The organism is Aeromonas sanarellii (genome assembly GCF_000820085.1).
In the GTDB taxonomy this organism is placed as follows: Bacteria; Pseudomonadota; Gammaproteobacteria; order Enterobacterales; family Aeromonadaceae; genus Aeromonas; species Aeromonas sanarellii.
In genome coordinates this window covers 112,778-138,595 of record NZ_CDBN01000015.1, presented here as the reverse complement: position 1 = coordinate 138,595, position 25,818 = coordinate 112,778, and the positions used below count along the sequence as shown (strand labels likewise).

The 25,818-nt window shown below is 66.1% G+C and carries 24 protein-coding genes and 1 tRNA gene; 4 read left to right on the top strand and 21 right to left on the bottom strand.

Annotated features, from left to right (window positions below):
* Positions 1 to 300: 300 nt before the first annotated feature.
* The 6 genes from BN1132_RS03030 to BN1132_RS03010 form a co-directional block, all read right to left on the bottom strand.
* Complete coding sequence (locus BN1132_RS03030; RefSeq protein WP_042074878.1) at positions 301 to 777, bottom strand: methylated-DNA--[protein]-cysteine S-methyltransferase; 477 nt, start codon at positions 775 to 777, stop codon at positions 301 to 303.
* A complete protein-coding gene (locus tag BN1132_RS03025; RefSeq protein ID WP_042074877.1) occupies positions 774 to 2,282 on the bottom strand; it encodes an AlkA N-terminal domain-containing protein in 1,509 nt (502 codons plus the stop codon). Before BN1132_RS03025 ends, BN1132_RS03030 begins: the two co-directional genes overlap by 4 nt.
* Before the next feature lie 139 nt (positions 2,283 to 2,421).
* A complete protein-coding gene (locus BN1132_RS03020; protein WP_042074875.1) occupies positions 2,422 to 3,900 on the bottom strand; it encodes a carboxypeptidase M32 in 1,479 nt (492 codons plus the stop codon).
* Between the two features lie 106 nt (positions 3,901 to 4,006).
* Positions 4,007 to 4,588, bottom strand: a complete 582-nt coding sequence (gene smrA / locus BN1132_RS03015) for a DNA endonuclease SmrA (RefSeq protein ID WP_042074873.1) — start codon at positions 4,586 to 4,588, stop codon at positions 4,007 to 4,009.
* A gap of 115 nt (positions 4,589 to 4,703) precedes the next feature.
* Positions 4,704 to 4,853 carry a DUF3149 domain-containing protein gene (locus BN1132_RS19295; protein ID WP_010673287.1) on the bottom strand — a complete coding sequence of 50 codons (150 nt, stop codon included), beginning with the start codon at positions 4,851 to 4,853 and terminating at the stop codon, positions 4,704 to 4,706.
* A 155-nt stretch (positions 4,854 to 5,008) separates the two neighbouring features.
* Complete coding sequence (locus BN1132_RS03010; RefSeq protein WP_041211227.1) at positions 5,009 to 5,896, bottom strand: TraB/GumN family protein; 888 nt, start codon at positions 5,894 to 5,896, stop codon at positions 5,009 to 5,011.
* Positions 5,897 to 5,966: 70 nt separating this feature from the next.
* Between BN1132_RS03010 and BN1132_RS03005 the strand changes: the two genes are divergently transcribed.
* Positions 5,967 to 6,299, top strand: coding sequence for a DUF1904 family protein (locus BN1132_RS03005; RefSeq protein WP_010673289.1), 333 nt, complete (start codon positions 5,967 to 5,969; stop codon positions 6,297 to 6,299).
* 60 nt (positions 6,300 to 6,359) lie between these two features.
* Here the strand turns inward: BN1132_RS03005 and BN1132_RS03000 are convergent, their stop codons facing one another.
* The 10 genes from BN1132_RS03000 to ltnD form a co-directional block, all read right to left on the bottom strand.
* Complete coding sequence (locus BN1132_RS03000) at positions 6,360 to 7,187, bottom strand: SDR family oxidoreductase (RefSeq protein WP_042074871.1); 828 nt, start codon at positions 7,185 to 7,187, stop codon at positions 6,360 to 6,362.
* Between the two features lie 120 nt (positions 7,188 to 7,307).
* Positions 7,308 to 8,708, bottom strand: a complete 1,401-nt coding sequence (locus BN1132_RS02995) for an OprD family outer membrane porin (RefSeq protein WP_042074868.1) — start codon at positions 8,706 to 8,708, stop codon at positions 7,308 to 7,310.
* A gap of 656 nt (positions 8,709 to 9,364) precedes the next feature.
* A complete protein-coding gene (locus BN1132_RS02990) occupies positions 9,365 to 11,302 on the bottom strand; it encodes a methyl-accepting chemotaxis protein (protein WP_042074865.1) in 1,938 nt (645 codons plus the stop codon).
* Between the two features lie 59 nt (positions 11,303 to 11,361).
* Positions 11,362 to 12,252 carry a DMT family transporter gene (locus BN1132_RS02985; RefSeq protein WP_042074861.1) on the bottom strand — a complete coding sequence of 297 codons (891 nt, stop codon included), beginning with the start codon at positions 12,250 to 12,252 and terminating at the stop codon, positions 11,362 to 11,364.
* A gap of 90 nt (positions 12,253 to 12,342) precedes the next feature.
* A complete protein-coding gene (locus BN1132_RS02980; protein WP_010673294.1) occupies positions 12,343 to 13,848 on the bottom strand; it encodes a GntP family permease in 1,506 nt (501 codons plus the stop codon).
* Positions 13,845 to 14,795: a D-erythronate dehydrogenase gene (gene denD / locus BN1132_RS02975; RefSeq protein WP_042074859.1), complete on the bottom strand. Its 951-nt coding sequence runs from the start codon at positions 14,793 to 14,795 to the stop codon at positions 13,845 to 13,847. The genes BN1132_RS02980 and denD overlap by 4 nt, the downstream gene beginning before the upstream one ends.
* 35 nt (positions 14,796 to 14,830) lie before the next feature.
* On the bottom strand, positions 14,831 to 15,604 hold the full coding sequence (otnI, locus tag BN1132_RS02970; protein ID WP_042074857.1) for a 2-oxo-tetronate isomerase: 774 nt from the start codon (positions 15,602 to 15,604) through the stop codon (positions 14,831 to 14,833).
* The gene (otnC, locus tag BN1132_RS02965) at positions 15,601 to 16,233 is read right to left on the bottom strand and encodes a 3-oxo-tetronate 4-phosphate decarboxylase (RefSeq protein WP_041214644.1); all 633 of its coding nucleotides are present in this window, start codon (positions 16,231 to 16,233) and stop codon (positions 15,601 to 15,603) included. The genes otnI and otnC overlap by 4 nt, the downstream gene beginning before the upstream one ends.
* Positions 16,226 to 17,479: a 3-oxo-tetronate kinase gene (gene otnK / locus BN1132_RS02960; RefSeq protein WP_042074855.1), complete on the bottom strand. Its 1,254-nt coding sequence runs from the start codon at positions 17,477 to 17,479 to the stop codon at positions 16,226 to 16,228. The genes otnC and otnK overlap by 8 nt, the downstream gene beginning before the upstream one ends.
* Complete coding sequence (gene ltnD / locus BN1132_RS02955; RefSeq protein WP_042074854.1) at positions 17,476 to 18,384, bottom strand: L-threonate dehydrogenase; 909 nt, start codon at positions 18,382 to 18,384, stop codon at positions 17,476 to 17,478. The genes otnK and ltnD overlap by 4 nt, the downstream gene beginning before the upstream one ends.
* Before the next feature lie 256 nt (positions 18,385 to 18,640).
* Here ltnD and BN1132_RS02950 point away from each other — a divergent pair, with 256 nt between their 5' ends.
* The gene (locus BN1132_RS02950) at positions 18,641 to 19,429 is read left to right on the top strand and encodes a DeoR/GlpR family DNA-binding transcription regulator (RefSeq protein WP_042074853.1); all 789 of its coding nucleotides are present in this window, start codon (positions 18,641 to 18,643) and stop codon (positions 19,427 to 19,429) included.
* Positions 19,430 to 19,470: 41 nt separating this feature from the next.
* Here the strand turns inward: BN1132_RS02950 and BN1132_RS19290 are convergent, their stop codons facing one another.
* Positions 19,471 to 19,626, bottom strand: coding sequence for an entericidin A/B family lipoprotein (locus tag BN1132_RS19290; RefSeq protein WP_084202561.1), 156 nt, complete (start codon positions 19,624 to 19,626; stop codon positions 19,471 to 19,473).
* Between the two features lie 16 nt (positions 19,627 to 19,642).
* On the bottom strand, positions 19,643 to 20,704 hold the full coding sequence (locus BN1132_RS02945; RefSeq protein ID WP_042074850.1) for a PQQ-dependent sugar dehydrogenase: 1,062 nt from the start codon (positions 20,702 to 20,704) through the stop codon (positions 19,643 to 19,645).
* Positions 20,705 to 20,873: 169 nt separating this feature from the next.
* Here BN1132_RS02945 and BN1132_RS02940 point away from each other — a divergent pair, with 169 nt between their 5' ends.
* Positions 20,874 to 22,538, top strand: coding sequence for a SulP family inorganic anion transporter (locus BN1132_RS02940; RefSeq protein WP_042074846.1), 1,665 nt, complete (start codon positions 20,874 to 20,876; stop codon positions 22,536 to 22,538).
* On the opposite strand, the gene ppk2 is transcribed toward BN1132_RS02940, so the two are convergent.
* The 3 genes from ppk2 to BN1132_RS02925 all read right to left on the bottom strand — a co-directional run bounded on the left by ppk2 (position 22,535) and on the right by BN1132_RS02925 (position 24,912).
* Positions 22,535 to 23,359 carry a polyphosphate kinase 2 gene (ppk2, locus tag BN1132_RS02935; protein WP_042074843.1) on the bottom strand — a complete coding sequence of 275 codons (825 nt, stop codon included), beginning with the start codon at positions 23,357 to 23,359 and terminating at the stop codon, positions 22,535 to 22,537. The two genes, BN1132_RS02940 and ppk2, sit on opposite strands and share 4 nt — an antisense overlap.
* Positions 23,360 to 23,630: 271 nt before the next feature.
* Positions 23,631 to 23,707, bottom strand: a tRNA-Arg gene (locus BN1132_RS02930).
* Positions 23,708 to 23,757: 50 nt separating this feature from the next.
* Complete coding sequence (locus tag BN1132_RS02925) at positions 23,758 to 24,912, bottom strand: flagellar assembly protein FlgT (RefSeq protein ID WP_042074842.1); 1,155 nt, start codon at positions 24,910 to 24,912, stop codon at positions 23,758 to 23,760.
* 265 nt (positions 24,913 to 25,177) lie between these two features.
* On the opposite strand from BN1132_RS02925, the gene BN1132_RS02920 reads away from it, so the two are divergent.
* Complete coding sequence (locus BN1132_RS02920; protein WP_042074841.1) at positions 25,178 to 25,798, top strand: FlgO family outer membrane protein; 621 nt, start codon at positions 25,178 to 25,180, stop codon at positions 25,796 to 25,798.
* Positions 25,799 to 25,818 lie beyond the last annotated feature (20 nt).

Genomic DNA, 25,818 nt, shown 5'->3' with positions numbered 1-25,818 from the left:
GATCGCCAGGAACACGCCGTGATCTCTCTGGTCAACACGTTGGCAAGGCACAGCGTCATCCCGGTAGGTGAAGTATTCGCCCAAACGGGCGCAGGCGCAGGGGAGGGAGGGCCGTCACGGGCAAGTATTCGAGCCAGGGGCGGCGTCCCGGTTCTTCCAGGTTGACGCCGTCGGTATAAACGCTGTTTTTTCAATCCCTTGTCTTGAGAGTGCCAGACGACGCACCCCCTGACAGTGCAGACCGGATGGATTGGGTGCTAGGGACCGAATGGCCCCTGGCCGGGGAGAGGATGCGGCGGATCAGCGCGGGATCCCCTCGAGGCGTAGCAGCGCCTGCTTGATGGGCAGGCCTCCCGCATAGCCGGTGAGGCTGCCGTTCTGACCGATCACCCGGTGGCAGGGCACTATGATGGACAGCGGATTGCGACCGTTCGCGGCCCCCACCGCCCGCACCGCACTCGGCTTGCCGATGGCGCGGGCGATGTCGCCGTAGCTGCGGGTCTCCCCGTAGGGGATGTCGCACAGCGCCTGCCATACCGCTTGCTGAAACGCCGTGCCCCGAGCCGCGAGCGGCAGCGTAAAGCGTTGCAGCCGGCCCGCGAAGTAGGCCTCAAACTCGGCAAGGAAGGGGGCCAGCGCCTCGCGGTCCTGCCGCCAGCCGCTCATGTCGGGCAAGGGGCGCAGCCCTGCCACAAAGTCCACGTGCACCAGGCCGTGATCGTCGATGGCGATCAGCAGCCGACCGCACAGGGTCTCCAGAAAGTCGTAACGGATCATGATGTCGTCTCCTCGTCCTGTTCAGGTCCGGGCTGCGTGAGCAGCGCCGGTTGTTCACTCATGGCGTGCCACAGCCAGCTCGCGGCATAGGCGCGCCACGGCTGCCAGGGGGCGCTTCGCGCCTCTGCCTCCTTCACCGGCAGCCTGGCACCGCCCCCGAGCGCCTTTTGCAGCACGAGATCCGAGGCGGGGAAGGCATCCGTGTCCAGCCCGCAGCGCAGCCGCCAGTAGGCGACCGTCCAGGGGCCTATGCCCGGCAGCGCGAGCAGTTGCTCGTCGCTTGCCGTGCCCAGAATGAGCGCGCCGCTTGCGAGCGCCGAGGCCAGCCCTTTCAGCGTGCGGATGCGGCTGCCCGGCATGCCGATGCCGTCCAGATCCAGCTCGCACAGCTGGGCCGGCGTGGGCAGCTGAGCCGTGCCGAACTGCGCCAGGGTGCGCGCCACCAGGCGCCCCATGATGGTGATGGCACCCTTGACCGACACCTGCTGGCCGACGATGGCGCGCAGCATCACCTCGTATTCGTCCCAGCCGCCCGGCAGCCGTACCCCTGGCCAGCGTGCCTGTATCCGCGCCAGCAGCGGATCTTGCCCGAGCAGATCGCCGATGCGCCCCATGTCGGCGTCGAGATCCCACATGCGGCGCACGCGGTACAGGATGTCCGGCAGCGCGCCCGGCGGCAGATCCTGCACCGTCAGCCTGAGCCTCTCCCCCTCGACGGGCTCGATGCGGATGAGCCCCTCCTGCTCGCCGACCCGGTGACGCCGCTCGTAACCGTGCTCATCCACCCGCTCCAGCCCCGGAATGGCGCGCAGCCGGTAGAACGCGAGCATGGCCTGGACGTCGAACGGTGGGCGATACAGCAGGTGCAGTTGCAGGCTCGATTGCGGCGCCGCCTCGCCAGTCCCCCCTTCCTGCTTGCGCAGCGCGCTCGGTGCGAGGCCATACGCCTGCAGCCAGGCGTCGTTGAAGCGACGAATGCTCGCAAAGCCTGCGGCAAACGCCACGTCCGTGATGGGCAGGCGCGTCTCCGTCAGCAGCCGCTTCGCGAGCAGCAGGCGGCGCGTCTGCTCCACCTGTTTCGGCGACGCACCGAGGTGTTGCTCGAACTGGCGCCGCAGCGTGCGCTCCGTGATCCCCGCCTGCGCCGCGAGCGTGCCCAGGCTGTGCTCCGCGAGCTCGCCGCGCTCGATGCGCGCCAGCACCTGGGCGACGAGCGGCGGCAGATCGCCGCTCTGCGCCGGTGCGAGCTCGGGGCGACAGCGCAGGCAGGGGCGCAGCCCGTGCTGCTCCGCCGCCGCCGCGAAGCGAAAATACTGCACGTTGTGCTCGTGCGGCGCGCGCGCAGGACACACGGGGCGGCAATAGATGCCGGTGGACAGCACCCCTGTGAAGAAGCGGCCGTCGAACCGCGCGTCTCGCGCGAGCCGCGCGGCGTGGCATTGCTCCCGGGTGAGGCCCGGGATGATCTCGTCCCTTTGGGATGAATGCAGGGGCACTGTGGTCATGACATGACTCGGATTGCTGTGGGCATGTCCCAGAGACTAAGCGGGTGCGAGAGGGGTGACTAGCCAGAAACGGACAGGGATAGCAAAAATAGTCGGGCAGGGGAAAAGCGGGCGCGACGAGGGGCGCGCCCGGGAGCGGTTATTTCAGATAGCGCTGTTCGAGGTGCTTGCGCAGCCACTGCGGATTGAGCGCCTCGCCGGTCGCGCGGCGAATGAGCTCGTCCGTGCCGTGCAGGCTGCCCTGGGACCAGATGTGGCGGCCGAGCCAGCCAAAGATCTCCGGCAGACGGCCGGACTCTACGAGCGTGCCCATGTCGCCGAGCTCACGCTCCAGCGCGAAGCGCAGCTGCGCCGCGTACATGGCGCCGAGCGTGTAGCTCGGGAAGTAGCCAAACGAGCCGTCCGTCCAGTGGATGTCCTGCATGCAGCCGTCCCGGTAGTTGCCGTTCGTGGACAGCCCGAGCCACTGCTGCATCTTCGCATCCCACAGCGCGGGGATGTCCGCGACCTCGATGCGCCCTTCTATCAAGTCCCGCTCCAGCTCGTAGCGCAGGATGACGTGCGCCGGGTAGGTGACCTCGTCCGCATCGACGCGGATGAAGCCGGGCTCGACCCTGTTGTACAGCTTCTCGAGGTTCGCCGGCGCGAGCGCGGCCTGCTCGCCGAAGTGCGCGCGGATGCGCGGCGCTATCAGCGAAAGGAACGCGGGGTGATGGCCGAGCTGCATCTCGCAGAACAGGCTCTGGCTCTCGTGAATGCCCATGGAGCGTGCCTCGGCCACCGGCTGGCCGAGCAGAGTGCGCGGCAAGCCCTGCTCGTAGCGCGCGTGGCCCGTCTCGTGCACTATGCCCATCAGGCTGGAGACGAATTCGTCCTCGTTGTAGCGCGTGGTGATGCGCACGTCCGTCGGCACGCCGCCGCAGAACGGGTGGCTGCTCACGTCGAGCCGGCCGTGCGCGAAATCAAAGCCGAGCAGCCCCATCACCTCCTGGCCGAGCGCCTGCTGCGTCGCAACCGGGAACGGGCCTTGCGGCGTCAGGATCACGTCGCGCTTCTGCCGCTCGCTCACGGTCTGGATGAGGCCGGGCAGCCAGCTCGTGAGATCGCCGAAGATCTGGTCCAGCCGCGCGCTCGTCATGCCGGGTTCGTACAGCGCCAGCATGGCATCATAGGGACGCACCCCGAGCGCCTCGGCGCGCAGGCGTGCCACCTCCCGCGACAGCCGCACCACCTCCTCGAGATTCGGGGCAAAGCCCGCCCAGTCGTTCTCCTTGCGCTGGCGGCGCCAGGCGTGCTCGCACTTGCTGCCGGCCAGGGAGAGCGCCTCCACCAGATCGCTTGGCAGCAGGCTCGCATCCTGCCAGTGGCGCTTGATCTCCGCGAGGTTCGCACGCTGGGCCGCATCCAGTGGTTCTTCTTCGGCCGCCGCTATCCAGTCGCCGAGTTCCGGGGCGGTGCGCTTGCCGTGGATCAGCACGCCGAGCTCCGCCATCGCCTCGGCGCGGGCCTCGTTGCCCCCCTCCGGCATCATGGCGGCCTGATCCCAGCCGCAGATGGCGGACAGGTGGGAGAGGCGGTGCAGCTGTTGCTGATGTTGTTCGAGTTTTTGATATGACATGGGATTGTCCTTGTTATCGTCCCTGATGGTATGCACCCCGTACCTGGCATGATCGGGGCCGTCCGATGCTAGCACTGTGCCGCGGGCGGGGGCCACCCTCAGGCGGTCAGCCTAGGCGCTTCTGGTGCCGTTCGCGGTTTTCCGCCTTCTTGCGCTCGCTCTTGCGCAGCAATACGTAGAGCGCACCGCTGCCGCCGTGGCGGCGCTCGGCGCTGTGCATGGCCATCACCGAAGGCAACTGTGGCAGCCAGGCGCTGACATGGCTCTTGAGCAGGGCACGCGGGGTGCTGCGCTCCCCCTTGCCGTGCAGGATCAGCAGGCAGCGGATATCCCGCACTTCGCATTCGGCAATGAACTGCACCAGGGCGATACGGGCCTCGTTGAGCGTCTTGTGGTGCAGGTCGAGGGAGCCTTGCAGCTCGTACTTGCCAAGGCGCAGCTTCTTGTAGACCCCCTCCTGCACGCCGTCACGCTTGAAGCCGACGATGGCGTGGGGGTCCAGCATCTCGACTGCTTCCGTGCCGAGGTGATCCAGGGTGAGTTGTTCGGCGGTGGCGGCTTCCCGGCGCGCGAGTTGCGCCTCGGTGGGCTGGTTGTTGCCCGCAACGGGGGCGATATGGTCGCTGCGAAGGGGCCGCACGTCGGCCACTTCCTGCAGGAACAGTGAGAGTTCGTCGTTATGAGACACGGCAGGCTCCCCGCATGAAAATGAGGGAGCCAGTATAGCGGGCCTTGGTGGGCCTTAGAATGGCAACGCTCGCGGGCCCCGGCTCTGCCGGGGAGGGCGGTCTGAGCGAGCCTGGTTATTGCCCCTCTTTGGGGGGCTCTGCGTGCATCACCTTGTAGATGAAATAGACCGCATAGGCGCTGATGAGCAGGAAGGTGCCGAAAATCACCAGCATGGACATCAGCCCCACGCTGTTGCCGAACATCAGGTTCATCCAGAATTCCATCTCGTTCACTCCTGTCACTGGGCGGTGACAGGCATGATAGATACCTCTTCAGGAGGGAGGGGATGATCTCGATCAACTCCCTCTCTGGTTATTTAATCGGCAGCAAATTCTGTGAGCCGACGCGCATCCGGCGCGTCAGGTCGCCGGACTGGACGCTATTTTGCTTTCTCCAGGGTCGGTTCGGTGAGGGGCGTGATGCGCCAGCCCTGCTGCTCCAGCAGGGCGAGCAGCCCATGCTCGCCGTAAAGATGCAGGGCCCCTACCACGATAAAGCTCTCGTTCGGCAGGCTGGGCCACTTCTTGACCCAGTTGCGGTTGCGCTCTGCCAGCAGGGTCTGTTCCAGCCAGGCTTGCAGCTTGGGCGGCGCCATCTCCTCCCTGAGCAGATTGATGAGGGTGTCCTGATCCCCGTTCTGCCAGGCGGTCATCACGGCGTCGAACCCCTGCTGGATGTCGGGCAGCTCGTCCAGGGTGCTCTCCAGCATCAGGGTCTGGTTGTCGCCGACGCTCGCGAGATAGCCGAGCTGCTCCAGCAGGGTCTCCAGCCCGACGATGGGTTTGCCGCCGTCGTTCGCCCGCTTGGCGAAGTGCTGGTCGACACCGTATTCACCGCGATAGCCGGTGCGCTCCAGGGCCGCCTGGGTCAGGGTAATGGCCGCAAACCAGGGACGCAGCGGGGCCAGCATGCTCTCGTTCAGACCGTTCTGGCCCGCGGCGATGAGGGTGCGACGGTAGAGGTCGATGGGCAGGTGATCCTTGAGGGTCTTGCCGTCGACGAGCCGGGTGATGGCGCCCATCTCCTGCCACTGCTCCTGGCTGATGTGGGTCATGTCCACCTCCATCACCAGGGCGCGGCTCTGCTGCCAGGCGCGCTCCACCGGGTCCGGCAGGGGATAGAGAGAGGGTTTGCCCGCATGGATGGACCCCAGCAGCCAGTGCTGTTCGTTGCCCTTGTTGATGCGGTAGAAGGCCGGATCGGCCATGGCATGGAGCGGCAGCAGCAGGCAGAGCAGGAAGGAGAGCAGCGTGGGATGGAATCTCATGAGGCACCTTATGTGAGCTGGATGAGTGCTCTATGATAAGTCCTCATTTGTCACAGCCAAGAGGTTTCCCATGCCCCACCTTCGTTTTCGGGCAGTTTCTGTCGACACCCTGCAGCGGATAAGCGCCCCCCTGATGACGGATCTCTGCGCCCTGACCGGTGGCAAGCCGGAGTTCGTCACCCTGGAGTGCGTGCCGAGCCAGTGGGTACGAGATGGCCAGCCCGAAGCCGGTTTCCCCTTCGTGGAGCTGGTCTGGTTCGAGCGACCGCAGGAGATGCAGGATGCCGCCGCCGCCCTCATCACCCGCCACCTGAAAGGGGTGCTGGGGGAGCAGACCTATGTGGTGGTGCAGGTGCTGCCCATCGTCAAGAGTCACTACTACAGCAACGGCCAGCACTATTGAGCGGGTATCGTTGCTGAGACAGGTGCATGTCAAGAGGAGGCCCGCCGAGGGCCCCTTTTATCAGGCGGATTTGATCAGCAGCTTGTCAAGCCAGCGGCTTGGCAGCAGGCGGCGCAGCACGGTAAACAATTTGGTCGGGAAGGTGACCGGGTAGCGGTGCCTGGGACGCTTGCTCGTGAGCGCATGCACTAACGGCGGGATGCAGGCCTCGCTTGGCAGGGTAAAGCCCCGGGCACCCCCTTCACGCTCCAGCCTGGCCAGTGTCTGGGCATAGGCGTCCTGATGGCGGCTGGTGGCGGGATCTATGTGGCGCAGGAAGGCCTCCCGGGCATTGGCGCGAAACCGGGTGTCGATGGGGCCGGGTTCGATCAGGCTGATGTGCACGCCGCTGCCCGCGAGTTCCAGGCGCAGGGTGTCGGTATAGCCTTCCAGCGCGAACTTGCTGGCGTTGTAGGCGCCACGATACTTCATGGCCACCAGGCCAAGCACGGAGCTGTTCTGCACGATGCGCCCCTCGCCTGCCGCCAGCATGGGGGGCAATATCTGGCGAATGAGGTGATGCCAGCCAAAGAGGTTGGTCTCGAACTGCTCGCGCAGCGCCTCGGTGGGCAGATCTTCCAGCGCACCGGGCTGGCCGTAGGCGCCGTTGTTGAAGAGGCCGTAGAGGCGCCCTTCTGCCAGGGCCAGCGCCTCTGCCGCCCCTCGCTCTATGCTGGCGCTGTCCGCCAGATCCAGTTGCACCGCCAAGAGACCCTGTTGCTGCAACAGGGCCACGTCCCCGGCCTTGCGGGCGGAGGCGATGACGGTGAAGCCGTGGGCGCCGAGCGCCCTGGCGGCGGCGAGGCCGATGCCGCTGGAGCAGCCTGTGATCAGAACGAAGCGGGACATGGTCGCATCCTTGTGGTGACGGGGCGGGCAAAAGTGCCAGCGGCTTTGCATGTTAACCCGCTGATCAGAAAAAAGAAAACCGGGCCAATCGGCCCGGTTTGCTGAAGTTCAACCCCCTGCTTACAGGATGGTGAACGGCATGATGATGTGGAACTTGACGTCATGCTCGGAGCTGAACATGTTCGGGTAGTACCAGCTGCCCTTGTCGTCCTGTTCGTTGTTGTAGTCGGTGTAGTGCAGCTTGAACAGGGTGCCCTTCAGCTTGCCATCCTGCACCGTGTACATGACGTCGAAGTTCGCCGCCCACTCTTTGCCGCCTTCCAGGGAGCTGTCGCCGTTGTTGGCATCCCAGCCGTAGGCACCGGAGATACCGGCGGCCCAGCCAGGGGCGCCCACCAGATCGTCCAGGGAACGGGTCACGCCGAAGAACACGGCCTTCTCGTCGTTGTGGTTCCAGTCAGAGCGGGAATCCCACCAGATCTCGTTCGCGCCCTGGGAGTTGCCGTAGCCGCGGGTCAGACGGGGCAGGTAGTTGCCCTGGTCACCCTCGGCCTTGGTCCACAGCCCTTCCAGACGGAAGCCATACTGGGCGTAGTTCCAGGAGGCGGTCAGCGCTTGCTGCCATGCCAGGCCGTCGTAATCGTTGTTGTCGGTCTCGGAGCCGTAGAACTGGTAGCTGGTGTTCAGGCCACCCAGTACGTCGAACTTGTGGGCCAGCTTGAAGTGGTAGCTGTCCATGTAGCCTTCGGACTGACCGAAAGCACCCGTGATGGCGGTGCCGTTCTCGAAGGTGTAGCGCGCGGCCAGACCGTGGATGTAGTCGATCTTGTTCTCGTCGCTGAAGGGATCGCTGGCATAGGGGTTGCTCTTGGAGAAGCCGGCGGTGTTCTTGAACCAGGGCGCCTTGTATTCGTCGGCGATGGCGTAGGTCAGGTAGAGGCCGCCGAAGGTGCCTTCGATCTGGCCGCCGCGGTAGGTACCGGGTTGATAGGACCAGTTGACCCCCAGGATGCCGGGTACGTAGAGCTGGGTATAACCCCCCTTGGCGGTGACATGCTCACCGAACTTGAATTTCAGGGCGGCGTTGGAGAGGCTGAAGCCGTTCTCGGGGACGCCGTCACCACCTGAACCCCACTGGTCGCCCCAGAAGGAGAATTCGTTCTCTTCGTTGACGCCGTTGCTCTCGTCGACGGCCAGGTCATAGGCGCCGAAGCCGCCCAGGTCGATACCCACCACGTCCCAGGCATAGCCGGAGTTGAAGTTCAGGGCCGCCTGGGTGGTGGCATGGCTCAGGTTGGAGTGGTATTTGCCATCTTGGCCGGGGCCGGCCTGCTTGCGGTCACGCTCGCGCTGGAAGTAGAAGAGACCGCCGGTGACTTTGGCATCCTCGGTGAACGCCTCGTAGGACTTGCCGTACTCGGGGCTCATCATGTCCTGGGCTGCGAGCGCCATTCCCGGGGCGACCAGTGCCGCGACCACGGAGGCACTCAAGGCGGCGCGCTTGAAGATCACTTTTTCCATTTGTTATTGCTCCTGATTTTATGGACTTAGCTTTTTTATCCGGCAGTCGGACGCAGACCCGCCGCTCGGTATTGGCATTGCAATCAAGGCCCCGCAGGGCAAAAAAACGTCTGTCTGTGCTGTGGCCCTTTCCCGGATGCCTTGGCGCATCTGTGATGGGCGGTCTGTATCGTGACAGTCTTTATTTTGTGTGTGCCGACCCTTGGCGATCGGACAACTCAAGAGTACGTTCGCGGTGCGAAATATCAACATGAAGTTCCCGCCAAGTTTCAAAAATATGACCGAGTGCAAATAATCATGATTCTTGATGTGGGCACTCCAAGCCCACGTACATCGGCAATGAGAGCGCTTTCAGGTGGTGTTCACCGTTATCCTGTGCGGATCTTGTCGGGAAGGCAGAACTTTCTTTGTTAACTTGGTGGCAACATATAATTTTGTGTCACAAAAAAAGATTCGGCCTGCTCCGGATGCACATCGCCGACGCAGGCTGGGGAGCCTTGTCTGCAACCCGGGTGCCGGCATGGGGGAAGAGTCGCGAAGGATTGTTCCGGCCTCGCCGGCCTGTGGGCCCGGACTGGAGATCCCGGCGGCGAGTATGGGAGGAAACGCAGGCCCGGCCCGGCCCGGCCCGGCCCGGCACGGCGCCGGGCCCGGGATCAGGCCTGGCTCAGGATCCGGGGGATCTGCTGGGCCTGGTGGTGGATGTGCTCCGAGACCTGCACCGAGAGACGGCTGCCCTGACGGGCGTGCTGGCTGATGCGGCCGATGAGGGCGGCGAAGCTGGCGAGCCTGTGCTCCTGGCTGCGGGCGTTGTCGGCCCCCTGCAGCGCGATGACGGCGGTGCTGCGCGCCATCTCCCGCACCGTCTGGGTGGTCTGGCGCAGCTGTTCGGCCTGCTGGCGCTGATCGGCGGCCTCCGCGGTGATGCGGGACAGCACGGTGGCGAGCTGATCCCCCGCCTGGGTGAGGCTCGCCAGGATCTCGGTGATCTGGCCGAGGGAGCGCTGGGTGTCGGCGGAGAGGTGACGCACCTCGTCGGCGACGACCGCAAAGCCGCGTCCCTGCTCCCCGGCGCGGGCCGCTTCGATGGCGGCGTTGAGCGCCAGCAGGTTGGTCTGCTGGGAGATGTGGCCGATGACGTCGACGATGGCGGTCACGTCCTCCACCGAGCGGGTGAGTTGGGCCAGGGCCGCGCTGCTCTCGTCGATGGCAAGCCCGGTCTGGGCGGTGGCCGTCAGCATGCCACCCACCAGCTGCTCGCTCTGGGTCATGGAGTGTTCGTTGTGCTGGGCGTGCTGGGCGATTTCGGCGGCGACCTGGTGCACCTCGCTGGCGAGCTGGTTGAGCTCCTGCATCATGGTGTCGCTCTCATCCACCGCCTGCTCCGTGGTGCGGGTACTGTGATGGATCTCCTGCACCTGGGCCACCATCTCCTGCAGGCTGGAGGAGACGCTGGAGAGTTGCCCCGCCTTCTGCTGCTGATCCTGTTGCAGCCGCTCAATGAGGCGGTTGTAGCTCGCGACTATGTCGGCAAGCTCGTTGCGCTCGCGCCCCTGGGCCAGCAGCTGGGCCTGACCCGTGGCATCGAGCTGCAGGAAGGCGGCCCGCAGTTGCAGCAGGGGGCTGACCAGCCAGCGGCGCTGCACCAGAGCGAACAGCAGGGCGACCACCACCAGGCAGAGCGCCAGCACGCCGAGCACGGTGGCCAGCTCCCGGTTCATCGTCTGACGGGCGGCGGCGAGCCGCTCTCCCAGCTGTTCCCCGGCCTGCAGCAGCTGGCTGATGTCCTGCTGCACCATCTGACGCGCGGCCTGCTGCTGTTGCAGCGCCTTGCGGCTGTTCTGGAGCTCCTGCGGATAGCGTTTGAGCAGGGAGGTCAGCTCGGCTTTGGGCTGATCCCCGAGCTCCTTGCGCTGCGGCTCCCCCAGGGTGAACTCGTCGGCCGGGGCCTCCTCGAAGAAATCCAGGCTCGGCAAGGCCGCCAGGGAGTCTGCCTGCCTTTGCAGGGCGGCCAGCTCGAACTGCAGCCCTTCGAGGCGCTTGGCGCTCGCCTGCTCCATGTAGTTCTGGCGCTGGTGGGCGAGGGCGGGCAGGGCGGCCAGTATGTCGACGGCCCCCTGGCGATACTGCTCGGCGAGCGCCGGATCCCGCCCGGAGGCGACCCCCTGCTGGCCATAGCGCAGCAGGGCGCGGGCCTGGGTGGTCAACTCGTTCTCGGCATTTTGCAGCAACCACTGGCTGTTGCCGGAGAGCTTGCCCGCCGCCAGGTAGTCGCCGTCGATACGTGCCCCCATCTGTTCGAGCCGGGCCCGCAGAGGGCCGGTCAGGGTGTCGTCCTGGCTGGATAGCAGGGCCAGCGCCTGCTGGCGTACGCCCTGGGCCTGGGCCAGCAGCAGGGGATCCCCGCTGCCGAGGTAGTCGCGAAGCGCCCCTTGCAGGGAGCCGCTCAGCTGCCGCTGCAGTTGCTCCTGCTGGCGCTGGGCCTGCTCGGCCCGGTTGAACTGCTGCCAGCCCTGATAGAGGGCGGCGGCCTGAACACCGGCCACCAGCAACAAGACGAGGGAGGAGAGGGAGGCGTAATGGGCAATTTTCACTTTTCAGTCCTGCTTGAACCACGCAATGGGCGTGAGCTTAAGCAGGCCTGATGGCGTTTTTATGACATAGGCTCTGCAACTGGCTGAGTCTTGGGTGTTTTTACCAGCAGGCCCAGCAGGGCGCCGCCCATGATAAGGGCCCCCGCCAGCAGATGGCGCGGGGTGAGCGCTTCGCCGTTGAGCCAGACCAGCAGCAGGGTACTCAGCAAGGGGGTGAGGTAGGCGAGTGCCCCGATGCGGCGCGGATCCCCGTCCCGCAGCGCCAGATACCAGGTGACGAAGGCCGCCCCCATGGGGCCGAGGGCGAGCCCGGCGATGAGCAGCCAGTCCCCCTGGGGGATCCGGGCGAATGGCAAGGGGCCTTCCAGCATCCATGCCAGCAGCAGGGCCAGGAGCCCTGCGGGCAGGCAGGCGGCGGCCGTGACCACGGCGGGAGCGGGAGGCAGGCGGCGGGAGAGCACGGAATAGGCGCCCCAGACGATGGCAGCGCCGAGGGCCAGCAGGTAGCCGGGCAGATGGGCCTGTTGCAGTTGCAGGTGACCATCGACCATCACCAGCACCGATCCCGCGAGACCCAGGGCCCCGGCCAGCAGATGGGACAGGCTCAGGGGATGACCCGGCAGCAGCAAGGGGGTGAACAGGATGATGCACAGGGGCCAGAGGTAGTTGATGAGGTTTGCCTCCAGCACGGGGGCGTGGCGAAAGCTTGTGAACAGCAGCAGGTGATAGAGCAGCAGGGCGGTGATTGTCACCAGCCAGGTGAGGGGGCTGGCGCGCCACTGGCGCCAGAATGGCAGGGTGCCCGCCCCGCAGAACAGCAGCACCAGCCCGACCAGTACCAGCGGCGAGACGCTGGTGATCCGGGAGGTGAGCGCGGCGAGGGAGGCCCACAACAAGATGGTGAGCAGGGCAAAACCGGTGGACTTGTCCCACCAGGAAGACGCAGGCATCCAACACTCCTTTGCAAGATGAATGAACGAAAAAGAGGGCCAGTCTAGCAGACTGGCCCTCGTCACACAGCGTTGCCGTGACGGTGCGAGTTATGACTCCCGGCTCGGGACGGCCCCTGCCGCCGGGGCCAGGGACTGCCCCTTGACGTACCAGACGATGAGGGCCAGCACCAGCAGCGGCAGCACGGGGTCGAACCAGGTGCCGCCGGAGCCGAACAGCAGGTTCAGCAGGGCGACGCCGGTGCCGCCGATGGCCCAGGCGATGGTGGTCGGGATGGACCAGACGATCATCTGTTGCTTGACGTCGGAGATCCCCATCATGCGGTTGACCACCCAGAACAGGCTGTCGTTGAAGTAACCGAAGAAGAGCGACCCCATGGTGGCGGCCTGGGCGGCCAGCAACATGTTGACCCCGGGGATCTGCGCCAGGATGGGGGCGGAGATGGAGGCCGCCGTCACCATGGCCACGGTGCCGGACCCCTGGATGAGGCGCACCAGAGTCGCCACGATGAAGGGGATCAGGATGGGGGAGATGGGCAATTGGGCGATCTGCTCGGCCAGTTGCTGGCCTGCACCACTGTCGCGCAGCACGGCCCCCAGCGCCCCACCGGCACCGGTCACCAGCAAGATGATGCCGGCGGATTGCAACCCCTCTTCCAGGCGGGCGGCGGTGGCGTGCCTGTCCATGTGCGGGACCAGGGTATAGACCGCCAGCAGCACGCTGATGGCCAGCGCGATGATGGGGGTGCCGATGAAGTTGATGCCCTGCACCAGGGGGTTCGCCATCAGGCCGTCCATGCCCTCCAGGGTGGCCAGAGTGGTGAAGATGGCCTTGACGAAGATGAGCACGATGGGCACCAGGATCGGCAGCAGCGACAGGGTCAGGCTCGGCAGGGTCTTGCCCTCCTTCTCCTTGAGGTACTGCTCATAGGTGGCTTGCAGCTCGTCCGGGGTCTGGGCGGCCTGGGCACCGAACTCGGGGTACTTCTTGTCGAGCCACTGGGCGTAGAAGACGATGCCGAGCACGCAGGGGATGGCCAGGGCCATGCCGGTCAGCAGCATGGCGCCGATGTCCACGCCAAACAGGCCTGCAACCCCCAGCGGGCCTGGGGTCGGCGGCACGGTATGGTGGGTTACCACCAGGCCGCCCGCGAGCGCCACCCCCAGGGTGAGCAGGGAGCGCTTGCCGCTTTTCGCCAGCGCCTTGGCCACCGGATAGAGGATGACGAAGGCGGAATCCACGAAGATGGGGATGCTGACGATGTAGCCCGTGATGGCCAGGGCCCACTCCTCGCGGCGCTTGCCGAGCCACTTGATGAAGCTGTAGGCGATCTGTTCGGCGGCGCCGGAGACCTCAAGCAGGCGACCCATCATGACCCCGAGGCCGATGACGATGCCGATGCTGCCGAGGGTGGAGCCAAAGCCCTGGGTGATCACGGTGAGGGTCTTGTCGATGCTCATGCCGCCGGTGATCCCGGCGATGCAGGCCGCCGCCAGCATGGCGATCAGGGCGTGCACCCGGGTACGGATGACCAGGAACACCAGCACGAAGACCGCGATGATGAGACCGATGATGGGGGTTGGGATGTCGCTCATGATGCCTCCTGCATGTCATGGGTGATGAAACTGTCGATGATGTCGGCAAACGTCCTGTCTGCCGCGAAGCCGAGGGCGCTGGCCCGCTGGTTGTCGATGCGCCCCGGCCAGCTCGCGACGATGCGCTCGATGGCCGGATCGGCGGCAAACTGCACCCGATCCCGGGCCGCCTGACCCCCGACTCTGGCGAGGGCCTCCAGCATCTCGCCGACGGTCACGCTGATGCCGGGCAGGTTGATGCTGCGGGCGTCACCGGTGGCGGGAAGCCTGGCCGCGAGCAGGAAGTTCGCGACCACGGTGGCGGGGCTGGAGAGCCAGAGTCGCAGATCCGAGCTCACCGGGCAGATGGCGCTCTCCCCTTGCAGCGGTTCGCGGATGATGCTGCTGACAAAGGAGGAGGCGGCGCGGTTCGGCTTGCCCGGCCGCACGCAGATGGTGGGCAGGCGCAATACCAGACCGTCGACGAAGCCCTTGCGGCTGTAGTCGTTGACCAGCAGTTCCCCCATGGCCTTCTGGGCACCGTAGGAGGAAGTGGGGGTCAGGGCCGTGCCGTCATTCACCAGCTCCGGCAGCGGGCCGCCATAGACGGCGAGCGAGCTGGTGAAGACGAAGCGGATGCCCGGCCGGGCATGGCGGCACGCCTCCAGCAGGGTGCGGGTGGTGTCCAGGTTGACCTTCCAGCCCAGATCGAAGTCCTGCTCCGCGTGGCTGCTGACGATGGCGGCCAGGTGGTAGACCACGGCGGTCCGCTCGCCGATAAGGGACTCGGCGACACCGGGTTCGGTGAGGTCGGCCCGCAGGCAACGAACCCTGGGGTCCGGCAGGGGGGATTGCGGCTGCTGGATGTCCACCAGCAGCAGCTCGGTGAAGGGGTGGGGGCCTTGCAGCAGGGCCCGGGCCAGTTTCTGGCCCAGGAAGCCACCGCCGCCGGTGATGATGATCTGCATCTTGTTATCCTCAGACTCGTTCATGTTCAGGGTCGTTATTGTTGTGTCAGCCAGCCCAGCCCTTCCCGGGTGCTGGCTCTGGGGTTGTATTCGCAGCCTATCCAGTCGTGGTAGCCCGCCTGCGCCAGCACCTTGAACAGGTGGGGGTAGGCGATCTCCCCTTCGTCCGGCTCGTGGCGATCCGGCACCGAGGCGATCTGGACGTGGCCGATGGCCTGGCCCAGCTTGCCGATGAGACGGGTGAGATCCCCGTCCATGATCTGGGCGTGGTAGAGGTCGAGCTGCACCCCCACGTTGGGTCTGTCTATCTCCTGCACCAGGGCCAGGGCGTCGAGCTGGTGGGCCAGGAAGTAGCCGGGCACATCCCGATCGTTGAGGGGCTCGAGCAGTACCTTGATGCCGTCTTCGGCCAGGAAGTCGGCGGCGAAGCGGATGTTGTCGATCAGGGTCTGGCGGTGGGCCGAGAGGCTATGAGCCGGGTCGACTATGCCGCTCATGGCGTGCACCTTGGTGCAGCCGAGCGCCAGGGCGTAGTCACGCACGGTTGGCAGGTGGGCGCGAAACTCCGCTTCCCGCCCCGGGATGGCGGCCATGCCGCGCTCCCCCGCCCCCCAGTTGCCCGGCGGCATGTTGAACAGGGCCTGGGAGAGTCCCTGCTCGCGCAAGCGGCGGCCCAGCTCTGCGGCCGGCCACTCGTAGGGGAAGAGGAACTCCACCGCGGCGAAGCCTGCGTCGCGGGCGGCGGCGAAGCGCTCCAGGAACGGCACCTCGGTAAACAGCATGGTGAGATTGGCGGCAAACTTGCTCATGGTTTCATCCTCCTCAATTCATCAATTTCGGGTTCGCTCAGGTAGCGGATGGAGTGGCCATGGAGCATCAGTGCCAGGCGCGCCGTCTCCTCCAGCTCTTCCATGTTGTTGACTGCATCCACCAGATCCTTGCCCGTCACCACGGGGCCGTGGTTGGCAAGCAGGAAGGCGTTGCCCTCGGGGGCGCGGCGCCCCAGCTCCTCGGCGATGCGGGCATCCCCCGGTTTGTAGTAGGGGATGAGCGGCAACTGGCCGACCCGCATCACGTAGTAGGGGGTGAAGGGGCGGATGACGTTGGCCGGATCCAGCCCCTCCAGGCAGGAGAGGGCGGTCAGGTGGGTGCAGTGCAGGTGCACCACGGCCCGGCAGTCCGGATTGTTGTGGTAGATGGCGAGGTGGAAGGCCACCTCCTTGGAGGGGCGATCCCCCCCCAGGTGTTCCCCCTGCAGGTTGACGTGAGAGAGCCTGTCGGCGCTCAGGCGTCCCAGGCAGGAGCCGGTGGGAGTGGCGATCAGGGTGCCGTCCGGCAGCAGGGCGGAGAGGTTGCCGGCGCCCCCGGTGGCGTAACCGCGCTGGAAGAGGGAGGCCCCCAGCATCACCATGGTGTCGCGCAGTGCCTGTTCAGTCATGGAAGTACTCCTGAGCCTTGTCGAAGAAGTCGTCGCTCCCGAAATTGCCGGACTTGAGGGCCAGCGACAGGGGGGCGTCGAGGGCCCGCACCCAGGGCACACCGGGGGCGATCTGCGGGCCTATGTGGAACGCCTTGACGCCGAGGGCCTGGGTGACCCGGCTCGAGGTCTCACCACCGGCGATGATGAAGCGATCCACCCCGGCCTCCTGCAGCAGTTGGGCGAGGCGGGCAAAGCAGTGCTCCACCGCGTCGCTGGCCGCCTGCTGGCCGTGGGTCTCCTGAATGCGGGCCAGCTCAACCGGGCTGGTGGTGGCGTAGACGAGCGGCGCCGGGGTCCGGGGCTGGGCCAGTACCCAGCGCGCCAGCTCGGCCGGGTAGTCGGCCTCCTCGAGGCAACGCACCACGTCCAACGCCAGGGCTGGGGCGTGCTGGCGGTAGCGGGCCACCTGGCGGTTGGTCATCTCGGAGCAGGATCCCGACAGCACCGCGGCGCGGGTGCCTCTGGGCCAGCCCGCCTCGCGGGCACCCTGCAGATCGCCGCTGCCAAGTTGGCGGGCCAGGCCGATGGCGAGGCCGGATCCGCCGGTCACCAGGGGCATGTCGAGGGCGGCGGTGGCGATGTCCAGCAGGTGCTGCTCGGTCAGGGTGTCGACCACGGCGTAGCGCACGCCAGCTTGTGTTAGCTGCTCAAAGGCGTCGGCAATGGCGGTGGCACCCTGTGCGATGGTATTGAACGGCACCAGACCGGCGCGGCCCTGGGCCTGTCCCTCCATCAGCCGCAGCAGGTTGCTGTCGGTCATGGGGGTGATGGGGTGGTGGCGCATGCCGGACTCGGCCAGCGGCTGGGCGCCGACGAAGAGGTTGCCCTGATAGACGGTGCGACCATTCACCGGCAGGGCCGGGCAGATCAGGGTGAACTTGCTCTCCAGCGCCGCCAGCAGGGCGTCGGTGACGGGGCCGATATTGCCCGCCGCCGTGCTGTCGAAGGTGGAGCAGTACTTCTGGTAGATGCGCGGGCAGCCGCGGGCCTTGAGCCAGTCGAGGGCCGCCAGGGAGTCGCGCACCGCTTCGCCTGCGGGGCAGGAGCGGCTCTTGAGGCTGATCACCACGGCATCGACCGGGGGCAGATCCCCGTCATGCTCCGGCACGCCAGCGAGTTGCAGGGTGGAGAGGCCGTTCTCCACCAGGAAACCGGCGATGTCGGTGGCGCCAGTGAAGTCGTCTGCGATGACACCGAGTTTCATGCCTGATCCTCCTGACCCGGCAGGGTGATGCCTGAGAAGATCTTGATGACGGCGCTGTCATCTTCCTGGCCGTGCCCTGCGTTGCTGGCGCCGAGGAACATGTTCAGCGCCGTGCTCGCGAGCGGCAGCGGGAAGCGCAGCGCCTTGGCGGTGTCCGCCACCAGGGTGAGATCCTTGACGAAGATGTCCACTGCGGAGCGGGCCTGGTAGTCACCGGCCAGCACCCGGGGCATGCGGTTTTCAAACATCCAGGAGTTGCCGGCGGCATGGGTCACCACGTCATACATGAGATCCAGGGACACCCCTGCCCGGCTGGCCAGCGCCATGGCCTCGGCGGCGACGGCTATGTGCACCCCGGCCAGCAGCTGGTGGATGATCTTGACCGTGCTGCCCTGGCCCGGCTCGCTGCCGACCCGGTAGACCTTGCCGGCCACCGCATCCAGCACCGGGGCCAGCTTGTCGAAGGCGGTGTCGGAGCCTGCTGCCATCACCGTCATTTCGCCCGCGTCGGCCTTGATGGCGCCACCGGAAACCGGCGCATCCAGCATCGGCAGTCCCAGCTGCGCCAGCTCGGCGGCCAGGGCGCTCGCCTCTTCGGCGGCTATGGTGGAAGAGACCATGATGGCGGTGCCCGGTTTGAGGTGGCGAGCCAGCCCCGCTTCGCCGAGCAGGATGCGGCGCACCTGGGTGGCGTTGACCACCAGCAGCAACACGGCATCGAGCGTCTCGGCCAGGGGCCTGGCATCGGCCATGACGGCGGCGGCACCGGCCTGCTGCAGCTGGCCGCGGGCCTGTTCGCTGAGGTCGATGCCATAGGTGGTGAGCCCGGCCCGCAGGCAGGAGCGGGCGGCGCCCATGCCCATGGCGCCCAGGCCGATGACCGCAACATGATAGGGAGTGCTCATCTCGTGATTCCTCGATTACGACTGATGAGCCGATAGTAGAGGCTTGCGGCGATGAAATATCAGGTAGTCGTCACAAAAAATAACTTATTTGGTGTTAATTTTTGTTATTTGTGTGGGTTAAGATTCTTTCGAGTCAAGTTTTGGCGTTTTTAGTGTGAATAAATGTGATTTGTGAGCCCGTTTCAGGTTATTTATCATTTTTTCCCAGGTCGCTGGGGTAGAATGGCACCTTCCTTTTCCCGAGGCGCGAGGCAAGATGATTCCCGTAGAGCGACAGCAACGTATCCTGCAACTGCTGGCAGAGCGCGGCGTGGTCAGCATAGTGGAGCTGACCGACTGGCTGCAGGTCTCCCACATGACCATCAGGCGCGACATCCAGAAGCTGGAGGAGCAGGGGCGGGTACTCTCTGTCTCCGGCGGGGTCAGCCTCTCCCAGCGGATCAAGAGCGAGCCCTCCCACGCTGCCAAGCGCAGCCTGATGCAGGGGGCCAAGCTGGCCATCGCCCGGCTCGCCGCCGCCCAGGTGAGCGAGGGGTGCACCGTCTATCTGGATGCCGGCACCACCTCCCTGGAGCTGGCCCGGGAGTTGGCGCTGCGGGAAGACCTGATGATAGTGACCAACGACTTCATGGTGTGCGCCTATCTCATCGAGCACGGCCGCTGCCGCCTCTATCACACCGGGGGCCAGGTCATTCGCGAGAACCAGTCCTGCGCCGGGGAGGCCACCGCCCACTTCCTGCGCAACCTCCATCTGGACGTTGCCTTCCTGTCAGCCTCCTCCTGGGACAGTCAGGGGATCTCCACCCCTAGCGAACAGAAGGTGCCGGTGAAGCGGGCCGTGGTGGAGTCGGCGGCGACCCGCATCCTCATCTGCGACTCGTCCAAATATGGCAAGGTGGGGACTTTCAACGTGGTGGGCTGGGATGCGATCGATCAGGTGATCACCGACGAGCAGCTGCCCCAGAGCGCCCGCGAGGCGCTGGCCCAGCACGGGGTCAGGGTGACCATGGCACCGCTGGCCAGCCTGGCGGTCAGCGCCGAGTGAGGGGGACTCGTCCCTGAGACTGGTCAGGGACGGGCCCCGGGTCAGCGGCTGCCTGCCGCCGGCTCCTCCGCCAGGTTGGCGGAGCCCTGGATCACCTCCCCCGCCTTCTCGATGTCCCGTCCCATCCCGTGGATGGTGTTGCAGCCCAGCAACCAGAGGCTGGCACAGAGCACCAGCAGCATGCGATTTGCGTTCATCCTTCCTCCTTGCATCCTATGGGGTCAGTTTGAGCAGGCGTCCCTGACCCGAGTCCGTCAGCAGATAGAGCGCGCCGTCGGGGCCCTCCTTGACGGTACGGATCCGCTCCCCCAGATCGGTCAGCAACCGCTCCTGTGACACTATGGTGTCCCCGTCGAGGCGCAGGCGCAACAGGGCCTGACCGCGCAGGGCGCCGACCAGCAGATCCCCCCGCCACTCCTTGAACAGCTCCCCCTGATAAAAGGTCATGCCCGAGGGGGCGATGGAGGGCACCCAGATCCAGCGCGGCGCCGTCAGGCCCGGCGCGCTCTGGCCCACGCCAATCTTGCCGCCACCGTACTCCTCGCCGAAGGTCACTCTGGGCCAGCCGTAGTTGTGGCCGGGCAGGATGAGGTTCACCTCGTCCCCGCCCTGGGGGCCGTGCTCGTGGGCCCAGAATTGCTGGCTAACCGGGCGCAGCGCCGCCCCCTGCATGTTGCGATGACCCAGGCTCCAGATCTCCGGCAGGGCCCCCGCCGTCTTGACGAAGGGATTGTCGGCGGGGACCCGGCCATCCTTGTGCAGGCGCACCGTCTTGCCGAGGTGGTTGTCGAGGGTCTGGGCCCGCTCCCGCTCGCTGTAGCGATCGCCCAGGGTGATGAAGAGATAGCCATCCTCGGTCAGTACCAGGCGGGAGCCGAAGTGGGCGCCGCCGGCGACCTTGGGCTGCTGGCGAAACAGCAGTTGCCAGTCGACGAGGGCGTCCTTTTGCAACCGGGCTCGGGCCACTGCGGTGCCGGCGCCGCCGTCCCCCGGCTCGCTGTAGCTGAGATACACCCAGTCATCGCCGTCCAGGGCGAGATCGAGCAGCCCCCCCTGACCCGCGGCGGCGAGGGGGGGCAGGCCCGAGATCACCTGGCGGTTGCCGTCTGCGTCGATGCGCAGCAGGCGGCCCGGGCGCTCGCTGACGAGGTAGCCGCCATCGGGGAGAAACGCGAGCCCCCAGGGGTGGCGCAGATCCCCCGCCACTTGGGTCAGGGTCAGCGCCCGCACCGGGAGCGCCAGGCAGACAAGCAGCAGGGCAAGCAGTCGCAACATGGGGGATATCCTCTCTCGGGCCAGGCCTGAACGTCGCTGAAGTATAGGGGAAGGGAGCGGGAAAAACGTGAGACACAACAAGCTATTGCATCACTTCGCCGCCTACACTTCACACTGTCATCAAGGCGAATAGTGCGCCAGCCCGGGCCCGGGATAATGGAGGATTCAGATGTCATCACTTGCGTCGGCGCCTGGGCGCCTCCTGTCCGATCTGCTGGCCGGCGTCACCGCGGCGGCCGTGGTGCTGCCCAAGGCCATGGCTTATGCCACGGTGGCGGGGTTGCCGGTGGCGATCGGTCTCTACACCGCGTTCGTGCCCATGGTGATCTACGCCTTGCTGGGTTCCTCCCGGGTGCTCAGCGTCAGCTCCACCAGCACCCTGGCTATCCTGACCGCCACCCAGCTCGGACTGGTGGTACCGGACGGCGACCCCGGCCGGCTGCTCACTGTGACGGCCACCCTGACCCTGATGGTGGGGGCCATGCTGATGCTGGCGGCCGCGCTGCGGCTCGGCTTCATCGCCAACTTCATCTCCCTGCCGGTGCTGGTGGGGTTCAAGAGCGGCATAGGGCTGGTGATCATCCTCGACCAGCTGCCCAAGCTGTTCGGGGTGCACCTCCAGAAGGAGAACTTCTTCCTGGATCTCTACCACCTCGGCCAGGCGCTGCCCCAGACCTCCTGGCTGACCCTGGGGGTCGCCCTCGCCACCCTGGTGGTGCTGGTGTTCATGGAGTGGCGCTTTCCCCACTCTCCCGCCCCCCTGCTGGGGGTGGGTGTCGGCATCGCGCTGGTGTGGGGCCTCGGCCTGAACGAGGCGGGCGTCGCCATCGTCGGGAGCATTCCCACCGGCCTGCCCGGCCTGACGATGCCGGATCCGACCCTGGTGTTGCAGCTGCTGCCGGGGGCGGCGGGCATAGCGCTGATGAGCTTCACCGAGACCATAGCCGCCGGGCGGGCCTTCGTGGGGAAGGAGGAGCCCGAGATCAATGCAAACCGGGAACTGGTGGCCACCGGGCTGGCCAACCTGGGGGGCGCCTTCTGCGGCAGCATGCCGGCGGGGGGCGGCACCTCCCAGACGGCGGTGGTGCGCTCCGTCGGGGGCCTGAGCCAGCGGGCCTCCGCCGTCACCGCCGCGATGGCGCTGGCCACCATGATCTTCCTCGCCCCGCTGCTCTCCTGGCTGCCGAGCGCCACCCTGGCGATGGTGGTCATCGTCTACTCGGTGGGGCTCATCCAGCCGGGGGAGTTTCGCAAGATAGGGCAGATCCGCATGATGGAGTTTCGCTGGGCCGTCATCGCCTGCCTGGGGGTGCTGCTGTTCGGCACCCTGGAGGGCATAGTGGTCGCCATCCTCGCCTCCCTGCTGGGGCTGGCGAGCCAGACGGCGCACCCCAGGGTCTATGTGATCGGCCGCAAGCCTGGGGAGGATGTGCTGCGCCCGCTCAGCGAGCAGCATCCCGATGACGAGACCATCCCGGGCCTGCTGATCCTGCGCCCGGAGGGGCGCCTCTTCTTCATCAACGCGCAACACGTGGCGGCCCAGGTCCGGCAGCTGACCGAGACGCACAGGCCCGAGGTGGTGGTGCTCGACATGAGCCGGGTGCAGGACGTGGAATACTCGGCCCTGATGATGCTGATGGAGGGGGAGCGACAGGTGCGTGACAAGGGGGTCACGCTCTGGCTGGCCGGGCTCAATCCCGGGGTGCTCGAGAACGTGCGCCGCAGCGGGCTGGCCAGCCAGCTGGGGGAGGGCCGCATGCTGTTCAATGCCAGGGCGGCCATCCGCCAGTATCGGCAGGGCAGGGGTGAGCCCGGGCTCACCCCGCTTGCCTAGAAGCGCTCCGGAATGATGCGCAGCGGGTGTTCCGAGGGGGTGACCTTGCCTATCTTGCGCCTGGGTAGCTTGACCGGCTCGGCCGGCAGCGCCTCGTAGGGGATGTGCGACAGCAGGTGGGAGATGATGTTGAGGCGCACCCGCTTCTTGTCCTCGGAGCGGGCCACGAACCAGGGGGCCCAGGCGGTGTCGGTGGCGATGAACATGGCATCCCGCGCCCGGGTGTAGTCATCCCAGCGGTTGAAGGACTTGATGTCCATGGGGGAGAGCTTCCAGATCTTGCGACCGTCGTCGATGCGATCCCGCAGCCGCCGCTCCTGCTCCTCTGGGGTCACCTCCAGCCAGTACTTCAGCAGTATGATGCCCGAATCGACCATGGCCTTCTCCACCATGGGGGTGCCTGCCAGGAATTTGTCGCTCGCCTCCTCGCTGCAAAAGCCCATGACGCGCTCCACGCCGGCCCTGTTGTACCAGCTGCGATCGAAGATGACGATCTCGCCCGCCGCCGGCAGGTGGGGGATGTAGCGCTGGAAATAGAGCTGGCTCTTCTCCCGCTCCGTGGGGGCGGGCAGCGCGACGACGCGAAAGACCCGGGGGCTGACCCGCTCGGTGATCGCCTTGATGGTGCCCCCCTTGCCGGCCCCGTCGCGCCCCTCGAACACGATGCAGACCTTGAGCCCCTTGTGCACCACCCACTGCTGCAGCTTCACCAGCTCCACGTGCAGGCGGCGCAGCTCCTTCTCGTACTCCTTGTTGCCGAGGGGCTTCTGCTCCTCGACCACGACCGGCTGTTCAGCCCTGGATTTTTTTTTGCTGCCCATGATGTCCTTCTTGTGTCTCAAACGGATGGAGAGTGGCCGTCATCCCGGACGGCGCCCTTCAAGCGTAGATGACGGCGCCGGCTCGCCGTTGGCGGCGAGGGCAGAGGGTGATCGGGATCATGGATGGGCAGGTGGACGGCGAGCCCTTGCCCCGGTTGTCGCCAGCCCCCGGGGCAGGGGCCGCACTGCGCACAGTGCTGGCGGGGGACGATGGAGGGGCCAAGAACGACCAAGGGGTTGGCATCTTGCGATGCCAACCCCTTGTTTTGTATGGCGTTCCCGACTGGAGTCGAACCAGTGGCCTGTCCCTTAGGAGGGGACCGCTCTATCCTGCTGAGCTACGGGAACCTTGTGGCGGGCATTATACAAGAAGCATTGTGCTTTTAAACCCTTGATTCCTATTCCAATACGGCCAAATCACCGATTTGGACATTGAATGGCGAATATTTGTTCTGACTGCTGATGACGGCGCCGTCCTCGAACACCTGCACCACCTCGAACAGGCCGTCGGCGGGATTGCGCATCACCCTGGACTTGCCGTAGGGGTCGACGAAGTCGGCGCTGTGCTGGACGCGGAACTGATCCCCGAGCTTGACGCCGTTGCGACGGCCCAGATTGATGTGGGGACCGCGCTCGTGCTGGGCCACGATCCGGGCGGTGACGGGGGCGCAGGCAAGCTCGGCGACGATGTCCTGGGCAGCCTCCTTCAACTGGTAGCCCACCTCCTGGCCATAACTCGACTGCCAGAACCGGCCGCCGCTGCTGCCGACCTGTTCCCGCTTGGAGAAGGTCCAGTTGGCACGCCCCTGGTACTCCTTGCGACCGAGCAGGGTGCCGTTGATGCCGTCAAACAGGTAGAGCTGCATACGGAAATTGCGCACGGGATCCTCATACCAGCTGGTCAGGGCGTTGCCCTGAGGCTCGAGGGAGAGATCGTCGATGCTGCCGAGCACCAGGTACTGGCTGTCGGTGCGCAGGCTCAGGGCCTTGATCTCCTCGAGGGCGCTGCGATCCCCCTGCTGCAGGTGGAGCGGATCGATGCGCAGGTTCTCGTCCAGCCACTGGCGGGCGACCACCCCCTGGGGGGCTGCCGCCAGGGTCTCGAACAGGCGGCGGGAGAGATCGGCGGGCATGTCGTCCAGGGCGCCGGTGCTCGCCTGATCCGGGTAGCGCATGCGCAGGCGTACCAGCGTCAAATCCTTGGCGTAGTGCTGGGTCTGGCAGATCTGGCGCTCGGCCTGGATGTCGGCCACCAGCGTGATGTACATGCGGCCGTTGCGCACCTCTTCGCGCTTGAGGCGGTACTGGCGGATGTCGCCGCCGGAACGGATCTGGATCTGCTCCGAGCGCAGGCTGCCATTTTCCAGGCGCTGGATGCTGGAGACGGAGGCGCCGCTGGCCAGCAGGGCCTGGCGCAGCGCATCCCGGGTTGCCTGCTCGCGGGCATAGACCTCGTCACCCCCCAGGATGGCGGCACTGCCCTGGGCCTCGATGAGCTCGGCCCGGGCCGACAGGCTGGCCAGCAGCAGGGTTAACAGCAGCGAAACTTTCATGACGGACACCTTGAATGGGTGACCCCGTGGCCGCCGGCAAGGCGGGCCAGGGGCCTGGACACTGACCCGATCCACATCGGGCAGCCAAATAAAAGCAAGATCCATGCCTTGTCCCCGGGGCCGGGGATCCTCGTTGCGCCGGCTGGTGCCGTCCGGCGCGGCCGGCCCCTGTGCGGATCGTCGGGGGATCCTGGGTGCATTCCCGGCTCAAGTGTTGGCGTTTGCGACCGATAACAGGTCAGGTGCAGATGCAGGAAAAGTATCCATGAAGAGAGTTATCACGGTGCTGGCGGTGGCGCTGGCATTGGCCGGTTGCGGGTCGACCGACCCCATCAACCGGGATCAGGGGGATCCTCGCCAGGCGGCGAAGGGGATGGAGCTGAACTGGCTGGTGGCGCGCATGACGGATCAGCTGATGGAGCGCAAGTCCCTCACCACCCTGAGCGAGCCCATCGCGGTCGCGTCCTTCGTCGATCTCGACACCCTGAAGGACACCAACTGGATGGGGCAGCAGATCGAGGAGAGCTTCATCTACGAGTTGAACCGGCGCGGCGAGGTGGTGGTGGACTTCAAGACCACGGGCAGCATCCAGGTGACCCCGCAGGGGGACTTCGTGATGAGCCGCAACTACAAGGATCTCTCGTCCCGTCTGCCCATCTCCCGCATCCTGACCGGCACCTTCAGCCGCAACCAGCAGGGGATCCTGGTCAACGCCCGCATCATCGATCTGCGGACCAAGATGGTGGAGACCACGGCCCAGAGCCTGATCCCGAAACAGTATCTGTCCGGCGCCAGCAACTCCTTTGGCCGGGCCTCCATCAACCGCGGTTACCTGATGCGGGGCGGCCAGAGCCCGTCCGGCCATCTGGTCAACCTGACCCCCTGAGGAGTAAACGGCGATGAACA

Bases quoted from the DNA above. Each gene is read 5' to 3' on its own strand.
- BN1132_RS02985 (WP_042074861.1), bottom strand. From the start codon at position 12,252: ATGCCTGCGTCTTCCTGGTGGGACAAGTCCACCGGTTTTGCCCTGCTC.
- BN1132_RS02925 (WP_042074842.1), bottom strand. From the start codon at position 24,912: ATGAAAGTTTCGCTGCTGTTAACCCTGCTGCTGGCCAGCCTGTCGGCC.
- BN1132_RS19290 (WP_084202561.1), bottom strand. From the start codon at position 19,626: ATGAACGCAAATCGCATGCTGCTGGTGCTCTGTGCCAGCCTCTGGTTG.
- otnI (WP_042074857.1), bottom strand. From the start codon at position 15,604: ATGAGCAAGTTTGCCGCCAATCTCACCATGCTGTTTACCGAGGTGCCG.
- BN1132_RS03005 (WP_010673289.1), top strand. From the start codon at position 5,967: ATGCCCCACCTTCGTTTTCGGGCAGTTTCTGTCGACACCCTGCAGCGG.
- otnK (WP_042074855.1), bottom strand. From the start codon at position 17,479: ATGAAACTCGGTGTCATCGCAGACGACTTCACTGGCGCCACCGACATC.
- BN1132_RS02995 (WP_042074868.1), bottom strand. From the start codon at position 8,708: ATGGAAAAAGTGATCTTCAAGCGCGCCGCCTTGAGTGCCTCCGTGGTC.
- ppk2 (WP_042074843.1), bottom strand. From the start codon at position 23,359: ATGGGCAGCAAAAAAAAATCCAGGGCTGAACAGCCGGTCGTGGTCGAG.
- denD (WP_042074859.1), bottom strand. From the start codon at position 14,795: ATGCAGATCATCATCACCGGCGGCGGTGGCTTCCTGGGCCAGAAACTG.
- BN1132_RS02945 (WP_042074850.1), bottom strand. From the start codon at position 20,704: ATGTTGCGACTGCTTGCCCTGCTGCTTGTCTGCCTGGCGCTCCCGGTG.
- BN1132_RS02920 (WP_042074841.1), top strand. From the start codon at position 25,178: ATGAAGAGAGTTATCACGGTGCTGGCGGTGGCGCTGGCATTGGCCGGT.
- BN1132_RS02940 (WP_042074846.1), top strand. From the start codon at position 20,874: ATGTCATCACTTGCGTCGGCGCCTGGGCGCCTCCTGTCCGATCTGCTG.
- BN1132_RS03000 (WP_042074871.1), bottom strand. From the start codon at position 7,187: ATGTCCCGCTTCGTTCTGATCACAGGCTGCTCCAGCGGCATCGGCCTC.
- BN1132_RS03030 (WP_042074878.1), bottom strand. From the start codon at position 777: ATGATCCGTTACGACTTTCTGGAGACCCTGTGCGGTCGGCTGCTGATC.
- ltnD (WP_042074854.1), bottom strand. From the start codon at position 18,384: ATGAGCACTCCCTATCATGTTGCGGTCATCGGCCTGGGCGCCATGGGC.
- BN1132_RS02980 (WP_010673294.1), bottom strand. From the start codon at position 13,848: ATGAGCGACATCCCAACCCCCATCATCGGTCTCATCATCGCGGTCTTC.
- BN1132_RS02950 (WP_042074853.1), top strand. From the start codon at position 18,641: ATGATTCCCGTAGAGCGACAGCAACGTATCCTGCAACTGCTGGCAGAG.
- BN1132_RS19295 (WP_010673287.1), bottom strand. From the start codon at position 4,853: ATGGAATTCTGGATGAACCTGATGTTCGGCAACAGCGTGGGGCTGATG.
- otnC (WP_041214644.1), bottom strand. From the start codon at position 16,233: ATGACTGAACAGGCACTGCGCGACACCATGGTGATGCTGGGGGCCTCC.
- BN1132_RS03020 (WP_042074875.1), bottom strand. From the start codon at position 3,900: ATGTCATATCAAAAACTCGAACAACATCAGCAACAGCTGCACCGCCTC.
- BN1132_RS03010 (WP_041211227.1), bottom strand. From the start codon at position 5,896: ATGAGATTCCATCCCACGCTGCTCTCCTTCCTGCTCTGCCTGCTGCTG.
- BN1132_RS03025 (WP_042074877.1), bottom strand. From the start codon at position 2,282: ATGACCACAGTGCCCCTGCATTCATCCCAAAGGGACGAGATCATCCCG.